The following is a 20,517-nucleotide window of genomic DNA, read 5'->3' on the forward strand; positions in this document are numbered from 1 at the left end:
TTGGCTTTCTAAGGTATTTACGCTATAAAAGGTGTTCTCTTGAGAGCACCTTTTTTTATTACAACAATATAAAAATGACGATGAACGCTTTAAAAATAATACTGCCCGTAGCCTGCTTACTAGCTTTCTCAACTTATAGCTTTGCCGAATTAGATGAAGAAATCGTGACCAGCGTGGATGCTTCTGCTTATGCGGTGGAATCTGACCATCCATTTGACAGTCTGGATGATCATGAAAAAATCCGTCACCCCCACAATACATTCCAGAGCAAGACAGTCTCAGAGAGCCACTTTTGAATGCACGCTATTACGTCATCGCAGGTAAATCTCCGATTCACTATTACGTGATTCGAACAGAGCAAAAGCCTAAACTGCTTTATTTAAACCAGCCCCACTCTGCAGTTTTTTCAATAGGCGAGGCTTATGCTGAAAATCGAGAAAAAATCACCCTACAGCCCCAACTCAACAACACCGTCAAAGATCATGAGCTGTTTTCGATTATGCCTGTCGCTCAGCATCTCGCAATGATTTTTCGTACTCGCTATGCCTATACCCCTACAGAGTTAAAAGCTAATGCGGTTATGAACTCCATCTATGCCAACAATCGCTACCGATACAGCTATGAAATTATTGAAATTGACACGAATGGCAAACAGCTCCACCGCGTGCAATTTGTGGCTCCAACCATTGAAGATGGAATGAGTTTTGGCCCCAAATGGGATGAAGACTTATTAGATTATAATAATGCAATACTGGAATACAGCACCAAGTCTCCAGGCGACTACCAAACCGTACACCCTTATAACCTTGAAACCCGCTATGAATACAGACAAGGTCAATTGAAGCACTTTGAACAGAAAATTCTGCTCACCGCCAGTGACAAAGTGTTCTTAAAGAATCCACCCAACTCGATTAATTATGAAAATTATCTCGATGATCAAGATGTACCACTCTCCGTTGAAAGCAGTACTTGCCTCGATGACTATTTTGTTTTTAAAGACAAAGCAGCTCCACTCGGTGTGAAATGGGGCAATGACTGGATGCAACAGCAGCCGAATCTACATCAACAATTTTTAGCTGAATATGCGCAAGGCAAAAACTACGTCTGGAAAGATTTCCGCGTACGGTATTGTTATTTAAACTAAGGCTGCAATGTTGTGTTTAATCATTTCAATATTGAAACGCAACATTGCAAATTCACTATTTTAGAGACAAATATAAAACGCTAAAATCACTCCATAGATTAAAAATAAGATTGGAGTTCAAAATGGATGCTTTCATTCATCGCAGTCAAGACCGTGGTCATGTCAATATCGGTTGGCTAGAGTCTAAACACAGTTTTTCTTTTGGCAGTTGGTATAACCCTAAATATATGGGCGTAAGTGCTCTACGTGTCATCAATGACGACGTGATCGCGGGTCATCAAGGTTTTGGGCAGCACCCCCATGACAATATGGAAATCTTGACCTGTGTGCTTAAAGGTACCATCACCCATAAAGACAGCATGGGCAACCATGGTGGTATTTCTGCAGGTGAATGGCAACTGATGAGTGCAGGTACCGGTGTACAGCACAGTGAAATGAATCAGGGTGATGAGCCAGTACATTTGCTACAAATTTGGATTACCCCAAATCAAAGGGATGCAGCACCAACCTATCAGCAGATTCGTCTTGATCCACATGAGCAGCCAAATCAATGGCATGTGATTTGTGGTCCAAATGACAATGCTGCAATGCATATCCGTCAAGATGCCGAAGTCAAAACGGCTGTGATTGAAAAAAATCAAATGCTAGAAGTTAAAACTACACAGCATATTAACTATGTGCATGTAATTTCAGGTTCTATCCAAATTGCAGAACATACTCTTCATGCAGGTGACGCGATTGCGTTCTTAGAAGCAAGCGACGTTAAAGCTTTGGAAGAAGCACAAGTGATTTGGTTTGATTTGCCTGAAGTCAAATAAGTCATCACTCACAATAAAAAGCCAACGTCTCGACGTTGGCTTTTTTAATGCAGAACTCAATCAGTTGTTTCATTTGGTTTAGAGAACATTCACCGCAAGTAACGCTACAGCAGCAGGTAAGGCTTGAATGTAGATAATTTTCTTACTGGCGGTCAACCCACCATAAATCCCAGCAACCAAAACGCAGCCTAAAAAGAAATTGGCCAGTGGCAGTGCATAAGTTTCAGGTGCACATAATGCCCAAAATAAACCTGCAGCCAAGAAACCATTGTATAAACCCTGATTTTGCGCCATAACTTTGGTCAGTTGTGCTTTTTCGGGCGTATTGCCAAAGGCTTTTAAACCATAGGGCTTATCCCATAAAAACATCTCTAAAACTAAAATATACACATGCAACAGTGCAATTAAAGCAATCAAAATTTGTCCCATCATATGCTTTATCCTTATTTTTGATGAATGATGCTAGATCAGCTTCACAGCTGATCTAAGTCGAAAACGGTTAAGGTTTCAAAAGTACTTTACCCTGACGTGCGCCTTGCGTCGCTTTCAGTGCTGCATCTTTAATTTGTGCAAAGCTGAAGATGCCTTCAACAGGCAGCAGTAATTTTTTCTGTGCAGCAAGCGTCAATAACTCTACAATTAACGCCTTTTTGCGTTCAGCAGACAATTGCTTATTCACCACACTCGCCCAAAAGCCTTTGATTGTGGCTTGTTTAAAAATCAGATCTCCCGAAGAAATCTGCATGGTCTCACCCGTCATGCTGCCAAATGAAACCAATAGACTATTTTCACTCAGCAAAGCCAACATTTCACCACTGGCCTGACCACCAATGGAGTCTACACCCGCAATCAGTGGCTGATCTGCATGAATCGCTTTGACTTGTTCTTTCCAATCGGCTTGGTCTGTTGCCACCACATTTTGAATGCCTAAGGCCTGCATTTCAGCTACAGCCTCAGTACGGCGAACCAAATGAATCACCTTTTGACCACGCGCTTTTGCAATCATTGCCACGGTTTTACCCACCGCACCATTGGCGGTGTTCTGAATCAACCACGAATCTGCTGGTAAGTCGATAAAATCTAAGAGCATCAGTGCACTGATCGGCATCCCAATCAACTGCGCTGCCGTTTCGTCATCAATCGCATCAGTTAAAGGCACTATGCCATGCGCTGGCGCAATAAAATACTCAGCCCAACTGCCATGAACTGCAGCAACTGCTACACGCTGCCCTATCGATACGCCTTGTACACCCTCACCAAGCGCATCAATCACACCCACAGCTTCACTGCCACCAATTGCAGGCAGTGTTGGCTTATAACCATAACTACCACGCACTGTCCACACGTCATGGTTATGCATTGGCGATAGAATCATTTTAATACGTACTTCACCCGCTTTCGGTTCAGGTTGCGGCATATCTGCAGCTTCCAAGACGTCAACAGGTTCACCAAAATGGTGATGAATAATACTTTGCATTTGCTATTCCTTTATCGGCTGTAATAGTTGTTGGGTAGTTTCCAAAGCGAGGTAAAGGGGCTGCTTATCTCGGGCCAGTCTTGCCAATAAAGCTGCTCCCAACCACAGTTGATACATCGTCTGTGCCATTTTTTCAGCGTCAATATGCGCTGGAATTGAACCGTCTTGCTGCCCGGCTTGGATTAGACCCGAAATACGTTCTGTTAACTTACGCACCCCGAAGTTCAAAATCTGACGCATATCTTCAGATAAATCTGAGACTTCTGCTGCCAATTTGACGATTAAACAATTCTCCGCCCATCCCCCATCGCTATGATGTTCAATATCACTTTCAATATGTGATGAGTTATCAATCCATGCTTGCCAAAGTGCCATCAGGCTTGCATAGGCGCTTCGCTGTTCTTGCTGTATCAGCTGATCGATTTTGACTTTATAGTCGGCCAGATACTGCTGGAGTAGCGCACAGCCGAAAGCCTCTTTCGAAGCAAAGTAGTAATAGAATGAACCTTTCGGCACATCACAATTCTTTAGAATTTCCTGTAAGCCCACTCCGACAAAACCTTTATGTAATACCAGTTGAAAACTGCTATTTAAAATGTGTAGTCGTGTTGCTTCGCTTTTGTCTGATCGTTTCATATCCACACTATAAATCAATAATAGACCAGTCGTCTATAAAATAATGCATCTACCTTTGATACTTCATCTCGAATCATTGGATTACATATAAATTTTGCTGATTAAATTTTAAATATAAATGATTGAAATAAATGTTATATTATACCATAACGATAATTTTCAATTCATCTTATGTCTACACCTTCACAACGTTTACAAGCGATTGATGCCCTCAGAGGATTGGTTATTCTGATTATGATGGTCGACCATGTCAGAGAAACTTTTTATCTCCACCAGCAAGTCCCCGACCCGATGCTGATTCCAGGAACTGAAGAATCCCTTTTCTTTAGCCGGATCTTGGCTCACTTATGTGCCCCTGTTTTTGTGGTATTAACAGGCTTATCGGCTTATCTTTACCAAGCAAAAAACAACAGTGTTCAAATGACCCGTGAATTTTTACTCAAGCGCGGTCTATTTCTAATTTTTCTCGAACTGATCATTATCAACTTCGCTTGGACTGGACAGTTCCCGCCCGATGTCATCTATTTACAAGTGATTTGGGCCATTGGTCTGAGTATGGTGGTTTTAGCAGGCTTAATTGGGCTATCGCAAAAATGGCTCTGGGTGATCAGTCTCAGCATTATTTTTGGACATAATGCGCTGGATCAAGTGTCATTTTCGCAGATGCCGACCCTGCAAAATCTGTGGTTTATTTTACATGAACGTGGTTGGATCGAATTTGGAGATCTGATTCGTTTTAGAACCTCTTACCCAGTACTGCCTTGGATTGGGGTGATTACCCTCGGCTATTGCATCGGTCATACCGTATTTAAAAGCACACACGATGTCGCAAAAAGAAATCAAATCTTGTTAGGCTTCGGGCTTGCCAGTATCAGTTTATTTATCGTTTTAAGAATGATCAATCTCTATGGCGACCAAGCATGGTCAATCATGCCGACCAGCACTGAAACCGTTATGAATTTTTTGAACTTGACCAAGTATCCGCCATCGCTGCTGTTTATTTTGTGGAATGTCGGACTAGGTTTAGTCCTGTTAGTGTTACTTCAAAAGGTTGAAAGTAAACCTTGGATCAAACCCTTGATTGTCTTTGGTTCCGTGCCGATGTTCTTCTATATCGTACACTTATATGTGCTGAAAGCCCTCTATCTCACTGCGGTCACACTGTTTGGCACGACCCATGGCGAATACTTCGGCGTCGATCATGTCTCCACCCTCTGGCTCATTTCGATTATTTTAACTGTGGCTCTCTATCCGTTGATGTTAAAATTCTCAGCCTTTAAACATAAAAACAAACACATTCGCATTCTTAAATACCTCTAAGGATTTAAGGTGTATAACCCATTTCACTGAAATAACATTGATGCTTAGTCCAACTAGGCATCAGATTTCCCAACACTCGGCAAATATGCTTTATGCGCCAACGAATGTCTGAAGCAAAAAATTTACTTTGCTTTAGCCTGCAATGCTAAGCAGATTGAAATTAAAACCATCCCAATCCAGCCGATTGGTGCAAGTTGTTCTCCCACCAACAGGATTGCAAATACAGCGGCAATCAAAGGCTCAAACAAGGTCAAAGTAATAACTTTACTGGCAGTCACGGTTTTTAAGCCATATCCAAATAAAACATAGCCCAAAAACATGGGGATCAACATCATATAACCCACGACATAAAGGTTGATGTTTTCTTCAAACAAGTTTGAACCTGTTATCCATAAAGTCGGAAGTAATAATAAAGAACCAAGCCCGAAGATGAGCCCCATTGACGCTTTTGCATCCATTCCTTGGTCAATCATTCGTTTTGCCGCCCAAGAATATAAAGCATAGGTCAATCCCGCAACCGCCCCTAAAGCAATACCCAACATTGGTCGATTTTGGGACAAATGCTCCGTGGTTGCTACAGCATGTGATTCCCCGAGAGAAAGTAGCGCAACGCCCGTCACTCCCAATACGAAACTCATCAGCCATGTCATCGAAAGTGCTTTTCGGTCAAACACCCTTTCTAAAAGTGCAGTAAATAAAGGCGCCGTACCAATCGACACGACCGTACCAATGGTGATGCCTGCATAGTGCATCGATGAATAAAAGGCCAAAGGATAAATAAAAACCGCAATTACACCTACACCGAGCATCACTGCATTGGCTTTGACATGTACCAGATGGTAGATAATACTTTTTCGCGCCAAAAGTGCCTGTAACAGTCCACCACCACCCATCGCAGCAGCGCCAATAGCCAAAGGACTCAAATTAGGTGCAAAAGATGCCACTGTGCCCGTCGTTCCCCATAGAAAAGCAGCGAACAGCACCGCGATGAAACCATAATTCGGTACCGCAGAAACAGACTGATTCACGTACTAATTTCCTGTGCTAAAAGTGTTTTCACCATCGCCGTTGCAGCTTGTACTTTTTCACTCGAGCTTTCCAAGCCCGCTCGCGCAATCGATCCCTCTAGAATAAAAGACAACAACAAAGCCATTTGTTTGACCTTATCTACGTCCAAAATGATAAGGGCAAGCTGTGTAGAGATAATGTTTTCAATTTCATCCTTATGCCGTTTTACAGCCAAGCGCTCGGCGCTGTGCGCTGGGAACTCAGCAGCAGCATTCAACAAACCACAGCCCCGAAAACCTTTTTCATAGGCAAACTCAGCATGGTCTTGATAGGCTTCAAAAACCGCGACAATTTTATCAATAGGGGTATGCGCTTGTTGGTTTCGAAGCGCATACAAATCTAACCACTCTTGATGCCGTGCTTCTATATAAGAGGTAATCAGGTCAGCCTTGGTCGGGAAATTATTATATAAGGACATTTTGGCAACTTTGGCCTTATCGGTAATGCTATTAATCCCTGTACCGGTAATGCCATCGTTATAAAACAAAATTGCGGCTGCATCCAAGATTTTCTGTTTCGCAGTTTTCGTATTCATCACATTCAACTAAGTAGACCGATCTACCTAATTTATAGAATCTGTAAAAATATGCAAGCCACCTTTGCTTATTTAATGAAGGAAATATCAGATGAATCAAATACAGGAGAATACCCTTCAATCACCCCATTACAATGACGGTTGATAGCAAAGTGAAACAGAACAATCGCTCTATACTTTTACAAAGCATATGTAGTTCAAACTTATAGGTAATGAGTTGCTAGATAAATCAAACGAAGGATGCTAAAAACCGCACAGATGAAATTGAGAAACTTTCGAAAAACTGATCTACAGAAATGACTGCTACACAGTACAACTGCATAGTCTCTATAACTGCTTGTCTGAAACGAATAGTGGATCTAAAAAGGGATCGAGTTGGACAGCTCAATAGTTATAAAAGAAGGTTAAATACCTTAAATAAAAAAAAGCAGTAAGAGAAAGTCTAACTGCTTTTTTTAGAATTTGATCACTGCCGATCTATGTGGTGTGCCCCACACTACTTGCCGTAATGGCCCAACTTAAACTTGGGTTATTGATTACTGATTAATTTTAGTTTGTATTTAAAAATAATTTGGCGGAAGCGGTGAGATTCGAACTCACGGAGGACTCACACCCTCGTCGGTTTTCAAGACCGGTGCATTAAACCGCTCTGCCACGCTTCCATGGGCGCTATCATATAAATAAAAATATTTTTTGGCAAATATTTTTCATCTCACGGCCTGCAAAAAGCCACTATTCAGCTAAAAAATGTTCAATCTCAATAAGATATTAAATTTACAGCCTCTATAGGATGGAAAATTGATCAATAACTCTGGCATCTTTTAAAAATTAACTTTAAAAAAGGCATAAAAAAAACCCTGACTTAGTCAGGGTTTTTGAATTTGGCGGAAGCGGTGAGATTCGAACTCACGGAGGACTCACACCCTCGTCGGTTTTCAAGACCGGTGCATTAAACCGCTCTGCCACGCTTCCATGGGCGACATCATATAAACATTCAATCTACTTGGCAAATACTTTTCTTCAAAAATCACACCAAGTGGCTAAAATTAAAACAAAATATTTTAATTCTCTGAACTTTCAGGTCTTTCATAACGAATTGAATTGACATACCAGTGTTTTTTTCCAGTTGGCGTCAACACTTCAATTTCATCATCGACTTGTTTGGAGAGTAAAGCACGTGCCATCGGCGAGTCGATGGAGATGTGCTGCGGGTGATGATCGTAAATTTCATCCACCCCGACGATGCGTAAGATTTTTTGTTCCCCTGCATCATTTTCAATTTCGACCCAAGCCCCAAAATAAATCTTGCCAGCCTGCTCTTCAGAAAAGTCGATAATACGAAGTTCTTCGAGACGTTTTCCCAAGTAGCGAACCCGTCGATCAATCTTACGTAAAAGCTGTTTGTTGTACTGATATTATAACCCCATGACTAAACATACTATTTACAACCCAATCAAATTGACAATTGATCAAATATTGTTAGCCTAATAATTAAACACCCAATAATATGTACTAAAAATTATATGCCTTATGTTCGAAAGATTTATGTAAATTACACTGACTGTACTACAAGAAGAGTATTAACGTTACCATCGATCCTTACTGAAAAAGGTGTGGTGATTTCTCACTTAAGGTATTTGGCTTGGTTCAACTCAAAAAGTGAGGCTTGGAAAGAACGCTCAAGTTTCGCTTTGCAGCTTTTGCTGAAATATATCAATGCCGTTCCGAATATTGAAAGTGCTACGATACTACTCAAATCATTTACAGAATCTCTAGCTACAGGGACAATCAATTATAAAACCCTTACTGATCCTCTCGATCTTTATTGGCGACCTAGAACTATCACTGACACTAATAACTTATTATTTCACATCACACACTATACTGACTTCTTAGCTCTACAAGATGAATATAACTCTCCAAGAGTTAACCCTTTTCGTAAAGCAACCAGCTATGAGGAACGCCTTAATTGGTGTGCCTATTACCACAAACAAGCAAATGTATTCCTAAACCATTTAACAAATAAAGACAAAGCAAATATTACCCAACAACAAGTACGCTTAGTTGGCTCATTACAAGAAAATCAATATGATACGGAATATGCAATCCGTTTCCCTGAAAACCAAATCGAAAAGCTTCTCTATTTAGGATTTGAGAAAAATGGGCAATTCGACTATAAATCACAAGCTATTACAATGCTTATGAATTATGGAGGGTTAAGAAAAAGCGAGGTTTTTCACCTTTTCATTTCTGATATTACTTTGCACCCGAATCATTCGAAGGAAGCTTTGGTTCGTGTTTATCATCCAATTATAGGAAGTTCACCTGATCCAAATTATAGAAATAGGCAAGAGTATCTTCTTTCCAAAACATCATATAAGCCAAGAAACACCTACTCATTTTCTGAACGATTATACTCAGGCTGGAAGACACCGTTATTAACTTCTAAAGATGGCTACTTTGAAGTACTTTTTAACCCACCTGAAAAAGCACGAGAATTTCTAGCAGTTTGGATAAACTACTTAAAATATCAACGTGTTGAGCCGCCAAAAAATAATCCCCACCCTTTTGCATTTACTAATAGCTTAGGAGCACCAGAAACAATTAAAAACTTCCAAAGGCTTCATAAAAATGCAGTAGAACGAATCGGCCTAGAATGTAAAAAAGAACTTGGTACAAGTGAACATGGCCATAGACACGCTTACGGCTTCAGGGCTAGAACAGCGGGTCTAGATCAAATAGCAATTCAAAAAGCAATGCATCATAAAAGTCCTATCTCCTGTTTAGTCTATATCAAACCAACGCTAGAAGAAGTCAAAGAAAAATTAAGAGGCATAAAATGATAAAACACTTCAATCTAAGAAATATTAGTAAGTCAGGAGTTGCAACCTCTTATTCACCCTTTCCAAATTTTGAAGACTTAAAAAAAACTTGTAAGCAATTAGGGATTACAAATTCTGTTATTTATAAGAAAAGCTATCGTCAGCATAATTTACCAGCACACCCTGAACGTATTTATGATGAGTGGGTAAGCTATAAGGACTTTTTTGATATTCCAGAAATTATTACTGATCCTAGACAGTATCGTGGACAACCAGCCCCTCTAAACTTTTAATATATTTCTGTTCAAAGGCTTCTGGACTTAACCAGCCGTTTGCAGAATGTCTTCTGACTCGATTGTAATAAATTTCAATATAGTCAAACAAGACAGCATTCGCTTCTTTTCGAGTCGAAAACACACTGCCATGTACCACATGACCTTTTAATGTATGAAAGAAGCTTTCAGTCACTGCATTATCCCAACAGTTTCCACGTCTAGACATACTCTGAGTACAATCATTTTTCAGTAACAGCGCTCTAAAATCACGACTACAGTACTGTGAGCCTTGGTCCGAATGAACCATAACACCAGTTGGATAACCCTGACGAGCCATTGCATAGTTAAACGTATCACACACCAACTGGCGGTCTATTCGATGGCTGGTTTGCCACCCCACGATACGACGGCTAAATAAATCTAGCATCACACATAAATACAACCAACCTTCTTTAGTGCGGATATAGGTAATGTCTGTTGTCCAGACTTTATTAGGCTGAGTAACTGTAAATTGGCGATCCAACAAGTTGGGTGCTGTAGGCAAACGATGGGTTGAATCAGTCGTATGCTTGTATTTACGTGCAATCCTGCTACGTAAACCAAGCTTTTTTAGCATCCTTCCAATAGTACGTTCGCTCATGTTGTAACCTAAATCATGCATGTCATGTACTAATGAAGGTGCACCCAATCGTGCATGATGCTGCCAATATACGGCTTTTAAGTCATTATATTTCTGTGCCGTATTGGCTTGACGTTTTCGCCAGGCATAATAGCCTGAAGTGCTGACACCTAGGTATTTACAGGCAGAAGATACGGTGACTTCATTCATATCTAGATCTTGAATTACCGTGTACTTTTCTTGGCATGATCTGTTAGAAAGTACACATGCGCTTTTTTTAAGATGTCATTGGCTTCCTTGAGCTGTTTGACTTCTTTCTCTAATTCCACGATCCGCTGTTGTTCTGGTGAAAGTTGACGTTTGCTTGAACCTGCCGGATTGGTTTCACGAATCCATTTATCTAATGTTGAATAACCCACACCTAATTTCTGGGCGATTGCAGCTACAGACTCGTGTGAGTTTGAAAGTGCATAATCAATCGCTTGCTGTTTAAATTCGGGACTAAAACGTTTAGCCATTTCTTGAATCTCCAAAGATTAAAGTTACGTTATCTTTAGAGGGACGTGCTGTCCATTATTTTGTCTAGGATCATACTTATGTAGATCTAAAGAAAATTATTCATGCACAAAACTTAAAGAATGCGAAAGAATATAAAGACTTTGTTAACAAACAAAATGATTTATCAATACCACTTGATCCACAAGGTAGCTATGGAGATGAATGGGAGAATTGGTTTAAATTCTTAGGAAAAGAGGAGCCCTTTAAGCCCGATTTTATTTCTTATGAGTATCATGACTGGGCTACTAAAATAATTGAATTTATGAAAGTAGCTCGAGGTGGTGGTACAAAAGAAAGTCATTTATGTCGATTCGTACGTCTATACATAGAAAGATTTGATAAAAGTAAATCTCCTCATATTTTTCTTGTTCAGGAAAAATTCGACGTTAAGCCCTTTCGAAATATTCTTGAAAATTTCGAATCTGATCATATGAGAAGAAAACTTGTGATTGCGGTAAACGAGTTTCTTGATTATATCATTAATAATGACCTGACTATTGAAGATGAAGATACAGGAGAAATTGTACGAGTTGATAATGCACGTAACCCCTTTACTCTATTATTAGCTCAACAGAATATTTCATCTTCCTCTTTACGCTCTGAAACAACCAAACCTTGCTTACAGTATCATTTTGTTAAAAAAGCACAGAACTGGATTATTCCCGTAACAGCAAAGAACTTTAGAGATCTTAGCCACTTACAAAAATTTGATGTTGATTGGGTTAAGATTAATTCCAATTTGATTGATCCTAATGACAAAGATTGCATCTACAAAAGAATAGATGATCAATACTATTTGTGGTGTCCAATTGATTGGATACATACATACGCTTTAACAAAGGTGCCATTGAGGGGCAGACAAATTGCTTATAACGACTCTGGTGAAGCCGATAAGTACATTGCTGATCTTGATGAACATAATCAAATCATTTGGATAGAAAATCCTTCGCTATTTGCTGGCTTGACTAAAGAGCAATCTTTTATACAACGTATGCCAGATGGACAATTAGGTATGTTCACTACTACCAATAAAACCAATAATAATGGATTAGGTTATACCGTTCCCTGGATTCCAGAAGATCTTGCATATTGGCTAATAAAATTAAGAAAATGGCAACAAAAGTATAATGCTATTAAGGCTCCTAGCACTTGGTTAGACTGCCAAAGAACTAACTTAAATGAGTTACAAAGAAAATCTAAAGGTATAAATTGCTTTTTATTTAGAAGATTTGGGGATTTTGAACCAGCAGCGGTGTCTAATGCATTAACACCTCGATTAGCAACTGCTCTTTACTATATACAACCTACTAATCTTAACTTATCAACTCTTGAAGGTAATCCAGCAACAATAGGTGCATATAAATCAAAATATACTCCACATAGTATGCGTGTAAGCCTCATAACAGCATATGTCATAGAGATGGGCATGCCTATCGAGATAGTTATGAAAATTGTTGGGCATAGTTCAGTAATCATGTCCATTTATTACTGCAAAGTTTCCCAACAGGATATAAGGACGAAGTTAGAAGAAAGTGAAAAAATTATATTAAAGAATGAAGCTAAAGCAATTCAACATACAATTGAACAGAACAAAATTGAAGATATCAAAAATCAACTTGTTGGCAGTAACGCTGAACTATTACAAGCATTAAATAATGATATACCAGCTGGAAATTATATTTTTAGAGACTATGGTATTTGCCCTTTTGCAGCATCAAGATGCCAAGATGGTGGAGAATTAATTCAAAGTAGCTCATTCTATACCCCGACCCCTCAAGGTTATTTGGGTATTCAAAATTGTATTAGATGCAGACATTTTATTACTGGACCAGCATTTTTAGGTGGACTTCTAGCGATTGCAAATGAAATTTTACTACAAGCAAATACTCAATCAGATGCATGTAACCAATTACAAAAGAAAATTACTCTACTAAATCATGAAATTAATAAATTAGAGCAAGAAGAATATATAGCAAATCTCAAACAACAAGAGTTCTTAGGTAAAACACAACGCCCTAAGCTCGAAACTGAATTACGCAATTTTGAATCAGAATATGAGTTAACAGCGAAGAAATTAGATATGTTGCTATGTGATATCCAAGCAACATACGGGCATATAACTCGTTGTCATAACTTAATAAATAGTACCCCCTCAGATACAAGTACAAACGAGCTATCTCTCATTACTATGCGAGATGCAGAACTCATTATTGAAATGGAGGAGGTCAATCATTATCAACAACTTCAGGAAGTCTGTGAGAATGCAGTAATCTATAAATCATGTAATGCTGATCAGGCAATTTATCCTAGAACGCAATTGATTGATAGAATGGCTATGTTTAATGAAATTATGCCTAGCCTTTTCACTCTCACTAAAGAACAGCAACTCATGGCAGGAAACCAAATTTTTAAATTATTAATGAACAGATTAAAAACTTGGGATAAAGTCCAACAGGTAATAGACTGCCGTATCAAATTCACAGAATTAGCAGACACTGAGCAAATTTCGAAGTCAGATATTGAACTTATCATGACAAATTCAAAGAATCTTATTGAGGGCTAAAAACATGAGTCCTGAAGAACTACTTGAACATTTAAAAAGCGATGCTTCAAGCAAAATACAGCAATCATTGACAGCTATTTATGATATTTGCATGGAACAACAAGAACGAGGAATATATGACTTTTCTATTTCTACAATTGCAAAATTAGGATGCAAACGTGGAGTTCCCCAGGCACAAAGTATCCGCAATAAAACAGGTGAAAAATACCGAGCTTTGATTCAAGCATTTGCTGATTCTACATCCAGCAAGAAGAAGCTTAAAAAACTTTCCAAACAAGAAACTGATTGGATTTCCGAAATTGACAATCCTAAGCATCAATTATTGATTAGGATTATGGCCTCAGAGTTAAAAGAGGCACAACAGATGCTTCGAGAAATTATCCCTCCAAAACAAAGAATTGATATTTATGATCATAAGCATATGATATCTGACCAATCATTTAAATTAACAGATCAAGAAGTTCGAGCTTTGCAATATTTACTATCATCTGACTTTCAGAAAAAGTGGAATTTAAAAGCTACAGAATATGGTGCCTTAGTAGATGAAAAGAACCTGCCTGTGTTTAAGGTAGCAACTTTAGATGCATTGCGTAAAGCTTTGGAATATTTATCATGAATCGCAAATTACTGACTGCTGAAGGATATCAACGTTTACAAGATGAACTTAATGACTTGGTTCGTAAAGAACGTCCTGAGATTACAAAAATTGTATCCTGGGCAGCAAGTTTAGGCGATCGATCAGAGAACGCAGATTACCACTACAATAAAAGAAAATTGCGAGAAATTGATCGTAGAATTAGATACCTAACCAAACTATTTGAAGTCGCGCATAAAGTTGAATATAGCCCTGAACAAGACGGGAAAGCATACTTTGGGGCATGGGTTGAACTAGAAAATAATGAAGGTGAAACTATTAAATTTCGTATTGTTGGAGATGAGGAAATTTATGGTCGTAAAGACTATATTTCTCTCCAATCGCCAATTGCTAAAGCCTGTTTAGGTAAGTCTGTAGATGACGAGGTTCGAGTACTCACACCTACAGGGCTAAAAAACTGGTATATTATTAACATTAATTATTAATCAATTACTTACAAAAACATTTTTCATCTATAAAATATAAGTTATTTCATGTTTAAGATAAAACAAGTGGAATATACAAATGTTTTATAATTGGTGTAACATTATGATTCTTCTACTTAAGAACTCAAAATTTTGTTGTTAAAACAAAATAGTAGGAATATTCTTAAGTAATTAATAGAAGTCTAAAATCTTAATTTATGGTGGTAGAGCAAGTGAATAAAATTAAAAAAAATGTAACTGTGCGTTTTTTTTCCATTGAAACCTCTCAATCCTTTTTTAAGAATTTTATTGCTAACTATTTAGTTAGTTATAAAAGTGACCTGCACTCAAGAATCTTTACTATTAAACATACTAAACATTTAGTAAAAACAGTATCGACTGATAGTAAAAAATTTTTTTTAACAGTGGTAAAAGAACGAAATACGTGGCAGGCGAAAGCTACGCGCGATGGATCAATTTCTAGTCTTTCATTAAATCAAGGAATGATTGGAGATCCCTACTATTTTTGTGTAGTACCTGATAAAAAAATAATATTTGGCTTCACAACTGGGCCCATCGGTAGTTTAAAAAGTGTTGCCAAATTTGCTCTCGAACAATTCAATTCTGATAGGTTGACGAAATTAAATTTATCATTGATTCCTAAAGAAAAAGAATTTTCACGACTACTTGAATTAACTAACTTTAACAGTCTTCATTTTAAAATTAATTCTTCATCATTAGTAGATTTGACAGAAGATGCTCCTCAGCTAATTAAAAATTTAGGAGCAGCACCTTACATAGAAAATAATATCCAACTTTCTTTAGATTTAGAATGCAGTGAAGATCCTGAAAGCATATTAACCCAGGAAAGTTTAATTGAAATTGTAAACTATCTTTCAGATAGTGAAACATGTTCAGTCTTAAAAGTTAAAGGTATAAATAAAGATGGTAAAAAAGTTAATCTAGATTTTGGTAATGCATTTATAAATTACAAGACCGAAATTTCAACTAGAAATAACTATATTGATGAAAATACAGCATCTAATATCTTAAATGCTGCACTAGAATTAGCGAATGATATCAACTAGAGATATATTTGATTTCTTTTTTTGTTATAGGATGCACATTATCTAATTCCCCTCTATCTAATAATTCAATTAAATCATAAATATTATCCACTACCACACTTCCCTGTAGTTTATCATCAACCTCTTTCGCCGCTTCTCTTGACAAGCCTATTTTAATTAAATTCATCATCCTTTCATCACAAGCACCTATCTCAAGATAGGTATGAATTTTAATACTTTGTTTATCAATTTCTCTTAATTCCAACTGATTAGATAAAAGCAAATGATAACAACTTAATGCATTAGCTAATCTAAATCTAATATTATTATTAATAACTTTAATTACATTTCTTACTGAAGTATTAATACTTGGCTTTTCATCTAAATTATCATTCGCCCATCTTATCTGCTCTGATATTATTTCTTTTAAACTTTTTCCAGATATCCATTTGTATGCAATAGTAACAATAAATTCAACCTGGTAACCATCACTTATTACATATACACCTAATTCCTCTAACTTATAAATAATAGATACTAACTTTTCATATAAGTTAGGAGATTTTGGATGGGGTAATAACCATTCATCTAAATTTTCTAAACCTTTTAAAAAGTCATATAGTTTATTTTGTTGAATATAACCAATTGTTGGGTTAGCCTGTAAAAGATAAGGAGCAACATTAAGGTTATCACTAGCTTCTTTAATAGAAAAAATTAGACTATCTAATTCTGCTTTTGATAATTTAAGATCGTTTGAGTCTAGAGTTGAAGATAAGTTTTCATTTGTGAAGTCCTTAATAAGTTTATTAGCAATTGTATATAAACTATATTGATCTTCATTTGAATGGGAATAACCACCAGAAAGTGCAGTTATCACATCCTGGAAACTTTCATTTAAAGTTCGGTAATAAGTTGGTATTTTATAACTTTCTTCTCTATCTTCCTCAAAATAATCTTGAAATTTCCATTCTTCGGGTTCAATTAAAAAAATATTTCCAGAGAAATGCTCAATCATTCTTCCAGCGCGACCAGTTATATTGTTAATTTTTACATCTTCTAATCTTTCAGATTCTCTACCAATATTTTGGTGTAATGGATTCTTTAAGAAAAGGGGCGAATTCAAACATGAGGTGCGACAGTTTCAAAAGCCATATGATAATCAACAAGCTGAGCAAATTTCTCTAATGGTGTAAGCCAATCTAACGCCTTTCTAGGACGAGTATTCAGTGACATGGCAACTTGATTTAAATAATGCTGATCTGCCTGATTTAAATCAATCCCTTTAGGTAAATATTGCCTAATTAAACCATTCATATTTTCGCATGTGCCTTTTTGCCAAGGTGAATGTGGGTCACAGAAATATACATCTATGCCTAAATCTTCTTCGAGTATTTTATGTTCTGACATCTCGCGTCCACGGTCATAGGTCAACGTTTTACGCAGTTCTGCAGGTAAATATTTCAGAGCTTCAGTTAAAGCCTTGCGCACTGATTCTGCCTTTGCATCAGGTAATGTTGCCAAGATACAGAGCCGTGTATTTCGTTCAATAAGTGTTGCTATCGAACTTTTATTGTCTTTACCTTTAATTAAATCAGCTTCCCAATGACCCGGTATTTTTCTTTCTTGAACTTCGGCTGGGCGCTCATGAATAGTTTTAATATCCTGTAATATAGAATCTTTTTTAGGTTCACCGTTAGCTTTTCGCTTTTTATTTTCATGACGTAGACAGGATAATAAGTCTTTTTTCAACTCACCCTTGGGTAATGCTCGTATCGTTGAATAAATCGTTGTATGGCTTACATTCATTGTTTGATCCAAATCAGGAAATGTCTTTAAACGCTTTGCTATTTGCTGAGGAGACCATAAACAACGGATCGCTTCAACAATAAATTTCCAGAGGATTGAATCGATTTTGAGTTTTCTGTGACCACGTCTACGTCTAGCAAAAGTGTTATCAGAAGCATATCGAGCTTGATAAACGTCATTGATGCTATTTCTTTTAAGCTCACGATAGATCGTACTAGGATGTCTTTTAATAAGTTCAGCAAATTTTCTGGCTGAAAAGCCTTCTTTTCTTGACTCAAGCATTAATGCAGTACGATCTTCAAAGTTAAGATGATGGTATGACAATTTTATATACTCCATAAACCCTTTAAATTAATTAGGTGGTTTATGTCGCACTTCAAGTTTTACTCTGCCAGGTTTTTTGCTGGCAAATTAACACCTTCAGCTAATGTACTTGTACAAGCTATATATTTAATTAAATCTTCTTTAGCTAACCTTTCAATCATCACTCTTACAGAGCTTGGAAGAGGGCCATAATGAAATGCGACACCCTTTCTCAATGCTTCAGCTAAACTAAACTCTTCATGAATAAACTTTTCTATATAGTCCGCAGCTTCTTCAAGTTCTGATGGTGCGACAAAATCTACCATTAATTTTGTAATTTCATCGGCTATATCTTCACAATAATCTGTTCTATTTCTATAAATTATATTACTTTGCCCTTGCCCTAACCTAAAAACGATATCTGACAACTTACTCCCTGTAAATTTTTTAGGTATTTGAATACTATAATCATGATTATATCTAGATATTTCAATATTTCTTCCTGTTAATTTAACAGACATTAATATTTTAGCCACAGGTGAATGTTGAGTAATTTTACTCTTAAAATCGATTTCATTAAAAATAGATTTAAATGTATCTTTATAACTATCAGATGGCATACTTAATATAATTTGAGGAAAGCTATTCTCTAATAGTTTTTCCACAGTAAGATGGAGTAAAACTCCTCTACTTGGATCAGAAATATTATGAGCTTCATCAATAAACAAATAGTTAAAAGTTAAATCACCACTTTGCAGAACCTCATATAGTCTTTCTTGAGTCATAACAAATATAGTTTTATCTTTAAAATTAGAATCTTTGGGTATAGTGCATATTTCTATTTCTTTTTCATGATTAAAAGATTTAGCAATCTCAAACACTTTATTTGAAACTTCAGCTATTAAGGCTCTAGTTGGAACTACTATTACAGCAAATGCTCCTGAAGATTTGATAATTTTATTAACTAAATATGTAAGAATAATATGAGTTTTACCTGCTGAAGTAGGTGCTATTGTTATTACATCTTCCTCCTCCATTAAATCTTGCCACAAAACTCTTTGGAAATCTGTTAATGCATAGTCTAACTCTGGAACACTATTCAAGTTCTCTTTAAAATCAAATTTTGCATTTGTATAAAACCCAAAATTCATTTCAAAGTTAGAATGTTTCTTATTTAACAACTTAATATTTGGAAAGTCACCAACATCAAAAAATATTTTTTTCGCTATAATTGCTAAATCTGGATTATTACTTGCAGCTATATCTAAAAGTATAGCTAACAATATTGCTCCTTCTCTTTTTACATTCTCATCCTTTGATTTATAAAAATATTGAATTACCGTAGATATTTTTTTTACAATATTTCTATCTACCTCACAATCCCCCCTGTAAGGTAAGAAACATATTTATCAAAGATAATATCTCTATCAATTAAAAATTGTTCATTATTAAGTATATTATTATTTAATTTATCTATAAGATTTGTCATTCGCTAATCCCCAAATAACTAATAAACTCCTCAGTTAACTCTTGAACACATTTAAAAGGTAATAACAAAAGAGTAAGTGAATTAATATCTAACCCTTTTCTCTCCGCTTTAGAATAAAAACTTTTTATATATGAGTCTGCAACTTCTAAATATTTTTTATGATATTCACTTTCTATGCTTAACAATATTTCAGGTTTTGTAAAACCAATAAAACATGGTGAATGAATTTTATCTATTATATTTGTTGTTTCATAAGGATTTAGAATTGCAAGAATTTCATCTACCAAATCCTCACTTAGATTAGGAAAATCTAGATGACTGTCGATTAAATCTAACTCTGTTTGATAATCACCTCTTGCATTTGAAATAGAATGTACTGCATCTGTTGAAGCATTACTATAACTTGCGTGTAATTTAGATTCGCCTAGATATAATCTTAACTCTCCATCAATAAATTGCCCATGAACAGCATCTGCACCATAAACAGGCATTCTTGCATTTGTTTTCATTGCAACTTTACTTAGTAATTTCGGAGCACATAAATAAACATCTAATATTGTGAAAAGTATCATTTCACCAAGCTCACCTTTTGCAGTCTGCTGGCTAATTTTTCTTAATGCTTTTTGAAATAATGCTTCCTTTTTCACATCATTATTATCAACACCAAGTTTTTTTTCGACTTCTGTACAGCTAAAGACATAATTATACAGAATCCCCTCTCTTACACACTCGAAAAACTCTTTATGAGAGGATTGATTATCAGTATAACAAGGTAAATATACTAGTAACGAGTTAACCTTTCGACCATCTTCTAATTCAAAATCTATAGGAATATTTTTGAGAATATTTTTGATATCATCTGCATTTTTCAATTGAGTATCTAAAGTCATATCAATCTCTTAATGAATTATTTTGTATACTTACATCTTTAAATTATATTACTATAGTTTACAAAATA

Annotated in this window: 20 protein-coding genes, 2 tRNA genes and 1 pseudogene; 10 read left to right on the plus strand and 13 right to left on the minus strand. The window is 36.5% G+C overall.

Going from position 1 to position 20,517, the window contains the following annotated elements; translation table 11 throughout:
- Positions 1–80 precede the first annotated feature (80 nt).
- The 3 genes from MN200_RS11560 to MN200_RS11570 all read left to right on the plus strand — a co-directional run bounded on the left by MN200_RS11560 (position 81) and on the right by MN200_RS11570 (position 1,962).
- On the plus strand, positions 81–296 hold the full coding sequence (locus MN200_RS11560; RefSeq protein WP_228254458.1) for a hypothetical protein: 216 nt from the start codon (positions 81–83) through the stop codon (positions 294–296).
- Positions 293–1,144 (plus strand): hypothetical protein, encoded by an 852-nt coding sequence (locus tag MN200_RS11565; protein ID WP_227509223.1) that lies wholly within the window; start codon positions 293–295, stop codon positions 1,142–1,144. Before MN200_RS11560 ends, MN200_RS11565 begins: the two co-directional genes overlap by 4 nt.
- A gap of 122 nt (positions 1,145–1,266) precedes the next feature.
- Positions 1,267–1,962, plus strand: a complete 696-nt coding sequence (locus tag MN200_RS11570) for a pirin-like bicupin family protein (RefSeq protein WP_058870043.1) — start codon at positions 1,267–1,269, stop codon at positions 1,960–1,962.
- A 78-nt stretch (positions 1,963–2,040) separates the two neighbouring features.
- Here the strand turns inward: MN200_RS11570 and MN200_RS11575 are convergent, their stop codons facing one another.
- The 3 genes from MN200_RS11575 to MN200_RS11585 all read right to left on the minus strand — a co-directional run bounded on the left by MN200_RS11575 (position 2,041) and on the right by MN200_RS11585 (position 4,075).
- On the minus strand, positions 2,041–2,394 hold the full coding sequence (locus tag MN200_RS11575) for a DUF1304 domain-containing protein (RefSeq protein WP_004695658.1): 354 nt from the start codon (positions 2,392–2,394) through the stop codon (positions 2,041–2,043).
- Positions 2,395–2,461: 67 nt separating this feature from the next.
- Positions 2,462–3,439 carry a zinc-binding dehydrogenase gene (locus tag MN200_RS11580; RefSeq protein WP_058870044.1) on the minus strand — a complete coding sequence of 326 codons (978 nt, stop codon included), beginning with the start codon at positions 3,437–3,439 and terminating at the stop codon, positions 2,462–2,464.
- A gap of 3 nt (positions 3,440–3,442) precedes the next feature.
- On the minus strand, positions 3,443–4,075 hold the full coding sequence (locus MN200_RS11585) for a TetR/AcrR family transcriptional regulator (protein ID WP_058870074.1): 633 nt from the start codon (positions 4,073–4,075) through the stop codon (positions 3,443–3,445).
- Between the two features lie 171 nt (positions 4,076–4,246).
- Here MN200_RS11585 and MN200_RS11590 point away from each other — a divergent pair, with 171 nt between their 5' ends.
- Entirely contained in the window at positions 4,247–5,395 is a 1,149-nt protein-coding gene (locus MN200_RS11590; protein WP_234304648.1) for a heparan-alpha-glucosaminide N-acetyltransferase domain-containing protein, read from the plus strand.
- A 122-nt stretch (positions 5,396–5,517) separates the two neighbouring features.
- Here the strand turns inward: MN200_RS11590 and MN200_RS11595 are convergent, their stop codons facing one another.
- The 5 genes and pseudogenes from MN200_RS11595 to MN200_RS11615 all read right to left on the minus strand — a co-directional run.
- Entirely contained in the window at positions 5,518–6,423 is a 906-nt protein-coding gene (locus MN200_RS11595; RefSeq protein WP_242759423.1) for an EamA family transporter, read from the minus strand.
- Positions 6,420–6,998, minus strand: coding sequence for a TetR/AcrR family transcriptional regulator (locus tag MN200_RS11600; protein ID WP_234304646.1), 579 nt, complete (start codon positions 6,996–6,998; stop codon positions 6,420–6,422). Before MN200_RS11600 ends, MN200_RS11595 begins: the two co-directional genes overlap by 4 nt.
- Before the next feature lie 572 nt (positions 6,999–7,570).
- A tRNA-Ser gene (locus MN200_RS11605) sits at positions 7,571–7,660 on the minus strand.
- A 220-nt stretch (positions 7,661–7,880) separates the two neighbouring features.
- Positions 7,881–7,970, minus strand: a tRNA-Ser gene (locus tag MN200_RS11610).
- Positions 7,971–8,059: 89 nt separating this feature from the next.
- Positions 8,060–8,413 (minus strand): annotated as a pseudogene (locus tag MN200_RS11615) (GreA/GreB family elongation factor); the annotation flags it as partial.
- Between the two features lie 108 nt (positions 8,414–8,521).
- On the opposite strand from MN200_RS11615, the gene gmtY reads away from it, so the two are divergent.
- Together gmtY and MN200_RS11625 are read left to right on the plus strand one after the other, a co-directional pair.
- Positions 8,522–9,841: a gamma-mobile-trio recombinase GmtY gene (gene gmtY / locus MN200_RS11620; protein WP_242759425.1), complete on the plus strand. Its 1,320-nt coding sequence runs from the start codon at positions 8,522–8,524 to the stop codon at positions 9,839–9,841.
- On the plus strand, positions 9,838–10,113 hold the full coding sequence (locus MN200_RS11625) for a hypothetical protein (RefSeq protein ID WP_242759427.1): 276 nt from the start codon (positions 9,838–9,840) through the stop codon (positions 10,111–10,113). Before gmtY ends, MN200_RS11625 begins: the two co-directional genes overlap by 4 nt.
- Here the strand turns inward: MN200_RS11625 and MN200_RS11630 are convergent.
- Positions 10,073–11,232 (minus strand): IS3 family transposase gene (locus MN200_RS11630; RefSeq protein WP_087514482.1). Its coding sequence is split into 2 segments (ribosomal slippage): positions 10,073–10,998 and positions 10,998–11,232, totalling 1,161 coding nucleotides; the frame shifts between segments, so codons are not numbered across the junction. The genes MN200_RS11625 and MN200_RS11630 overlap by 41 nt on opposite strands.
- A gap of 302 nt (positions 11,233–11,534) precedes the next feature.
- On the opposite strand from MN200_RS11630, the gene MN200_RS11635 reads away from it, so the two are divergent.
- The 4 genes from MN200_RS11635 (at position 11,535) to MN200_RS11650 (ending at position 15,982) form a co-directional block, all read left to right on the plus strand.
- Positions 11,535–13,835, plus strand: coding sequence for a VPA1269 family protein (locus MN200_RS11635; protein WP_242759429.1), 2,301 nt, complete (start codon positions 11,535–11,537; stop codon positions 13,833–13,835).
- Between the two features lie 4 nt (positions 13,836–13,839).
- Positions 13,840–14,451 (plus strand): gamma-mobile-trio protein GmtX, encoded by a 612-nt coding sequence (gmtX, locus tag MN200_RS11640; RefSeq protein ID WP_151690930.1) that lies wholly within the window; start codon positions 13,840–13,842, stop codon positions 14,449–14,451.
- Positions 14,448–14,915, plus strand: a complete 468-nt coding sequence (gene greB, locus MN200_RS11645) for a transcription elongation factor GreB (RefSeq protein WP_242759430.1) — start codon at positions 14,448–14,450, stop codon at positions 14,913–14,915. The genes gmtX and greB overlap by 4 nt, the downstream gene beginning before the upstream one ends.
- A 212-nt stretch (positions 14,916–15,127) precedes the next feature.
- On the plus strand, positions 15,128–15,982 hold the full coding sequence (locus MN200_RS11650) for a hypothetical protein (RefSeq protein ID WP_151690929.1): 855 nt from the start codon (positions 15,128–15,130) through the stop codon (positions 15,980–15,982).
- Here the strand turns inward: MN200_RS11650 and MN200_RS11655 are convergent.
- From MN200_RS11655 to MN200_RS11670, 4 genes are all read right to left on the minus strand, one after another.
- Positions 15,975–17,084, minus strand: coding sequence for a hypothetical protein (locus MN200_RS11655; protein WP_242759432.1), 1,110 nt, complete (start codon positions 17,082–17,084; stop codon positions 15,975–15,977). The two genes, MN200_RS11650 and MN200_RS11655, sit on opposite strands and share 8 nt — an antisense overlap.
- Positions 17,081–18,049: an IS30 family transposase gene (locus MN200_RS11660; RefSeq protein ID WP_005804963.1), complete on the minus strand. Its 969-nt coding sequence runs from the start codon at positions 18,047–18,049 to the stop codon at positions 17,081–17,083. The genes MN200_RS11655 and MN200_RS11660 overlap by 4 nt, the downstream gene beginning before the upstream one ends.
- A gap of 101 nt (positions 18,050–18,150) precedes the next feature.
- On the minus strand, positions 18,151–19,353 hold the full coding sequence (locus MN200_RS11665) for a DEAD/DEAH box helicase (RefSeq protein WP_242759433.1): 1,203 nt from the start codon (positions 19,351–19,353) through the stop codon (positions 18,151–18,153).
- Between the two features lie 202 nt (positions 19,354–19,555).
- The gene (locus tag MN200_RS11670; protein WP_242759434.1) at positions 19,556–20,449 is read right to left on the minus strand and encodes a DUF1837 domain-containing protein; all 894 of its coding nucleotides are present in this window, start codon (positions 20,447–20,449) and stop codon (positions 19,556–19,558) included.
- Positions 20,450–20,517: the final 68 nt, after the last annotated feature.

The organism is Acinetobacter sp. LUNF3 (genome assembly GCF_022699605.1).
GTDB lineage: Bacteria > Pseudomonadota > Gammaproteobacteria > Pseudomonadales > Moraxellaceae > Acinetobacter > Acinetobacter johnsonii.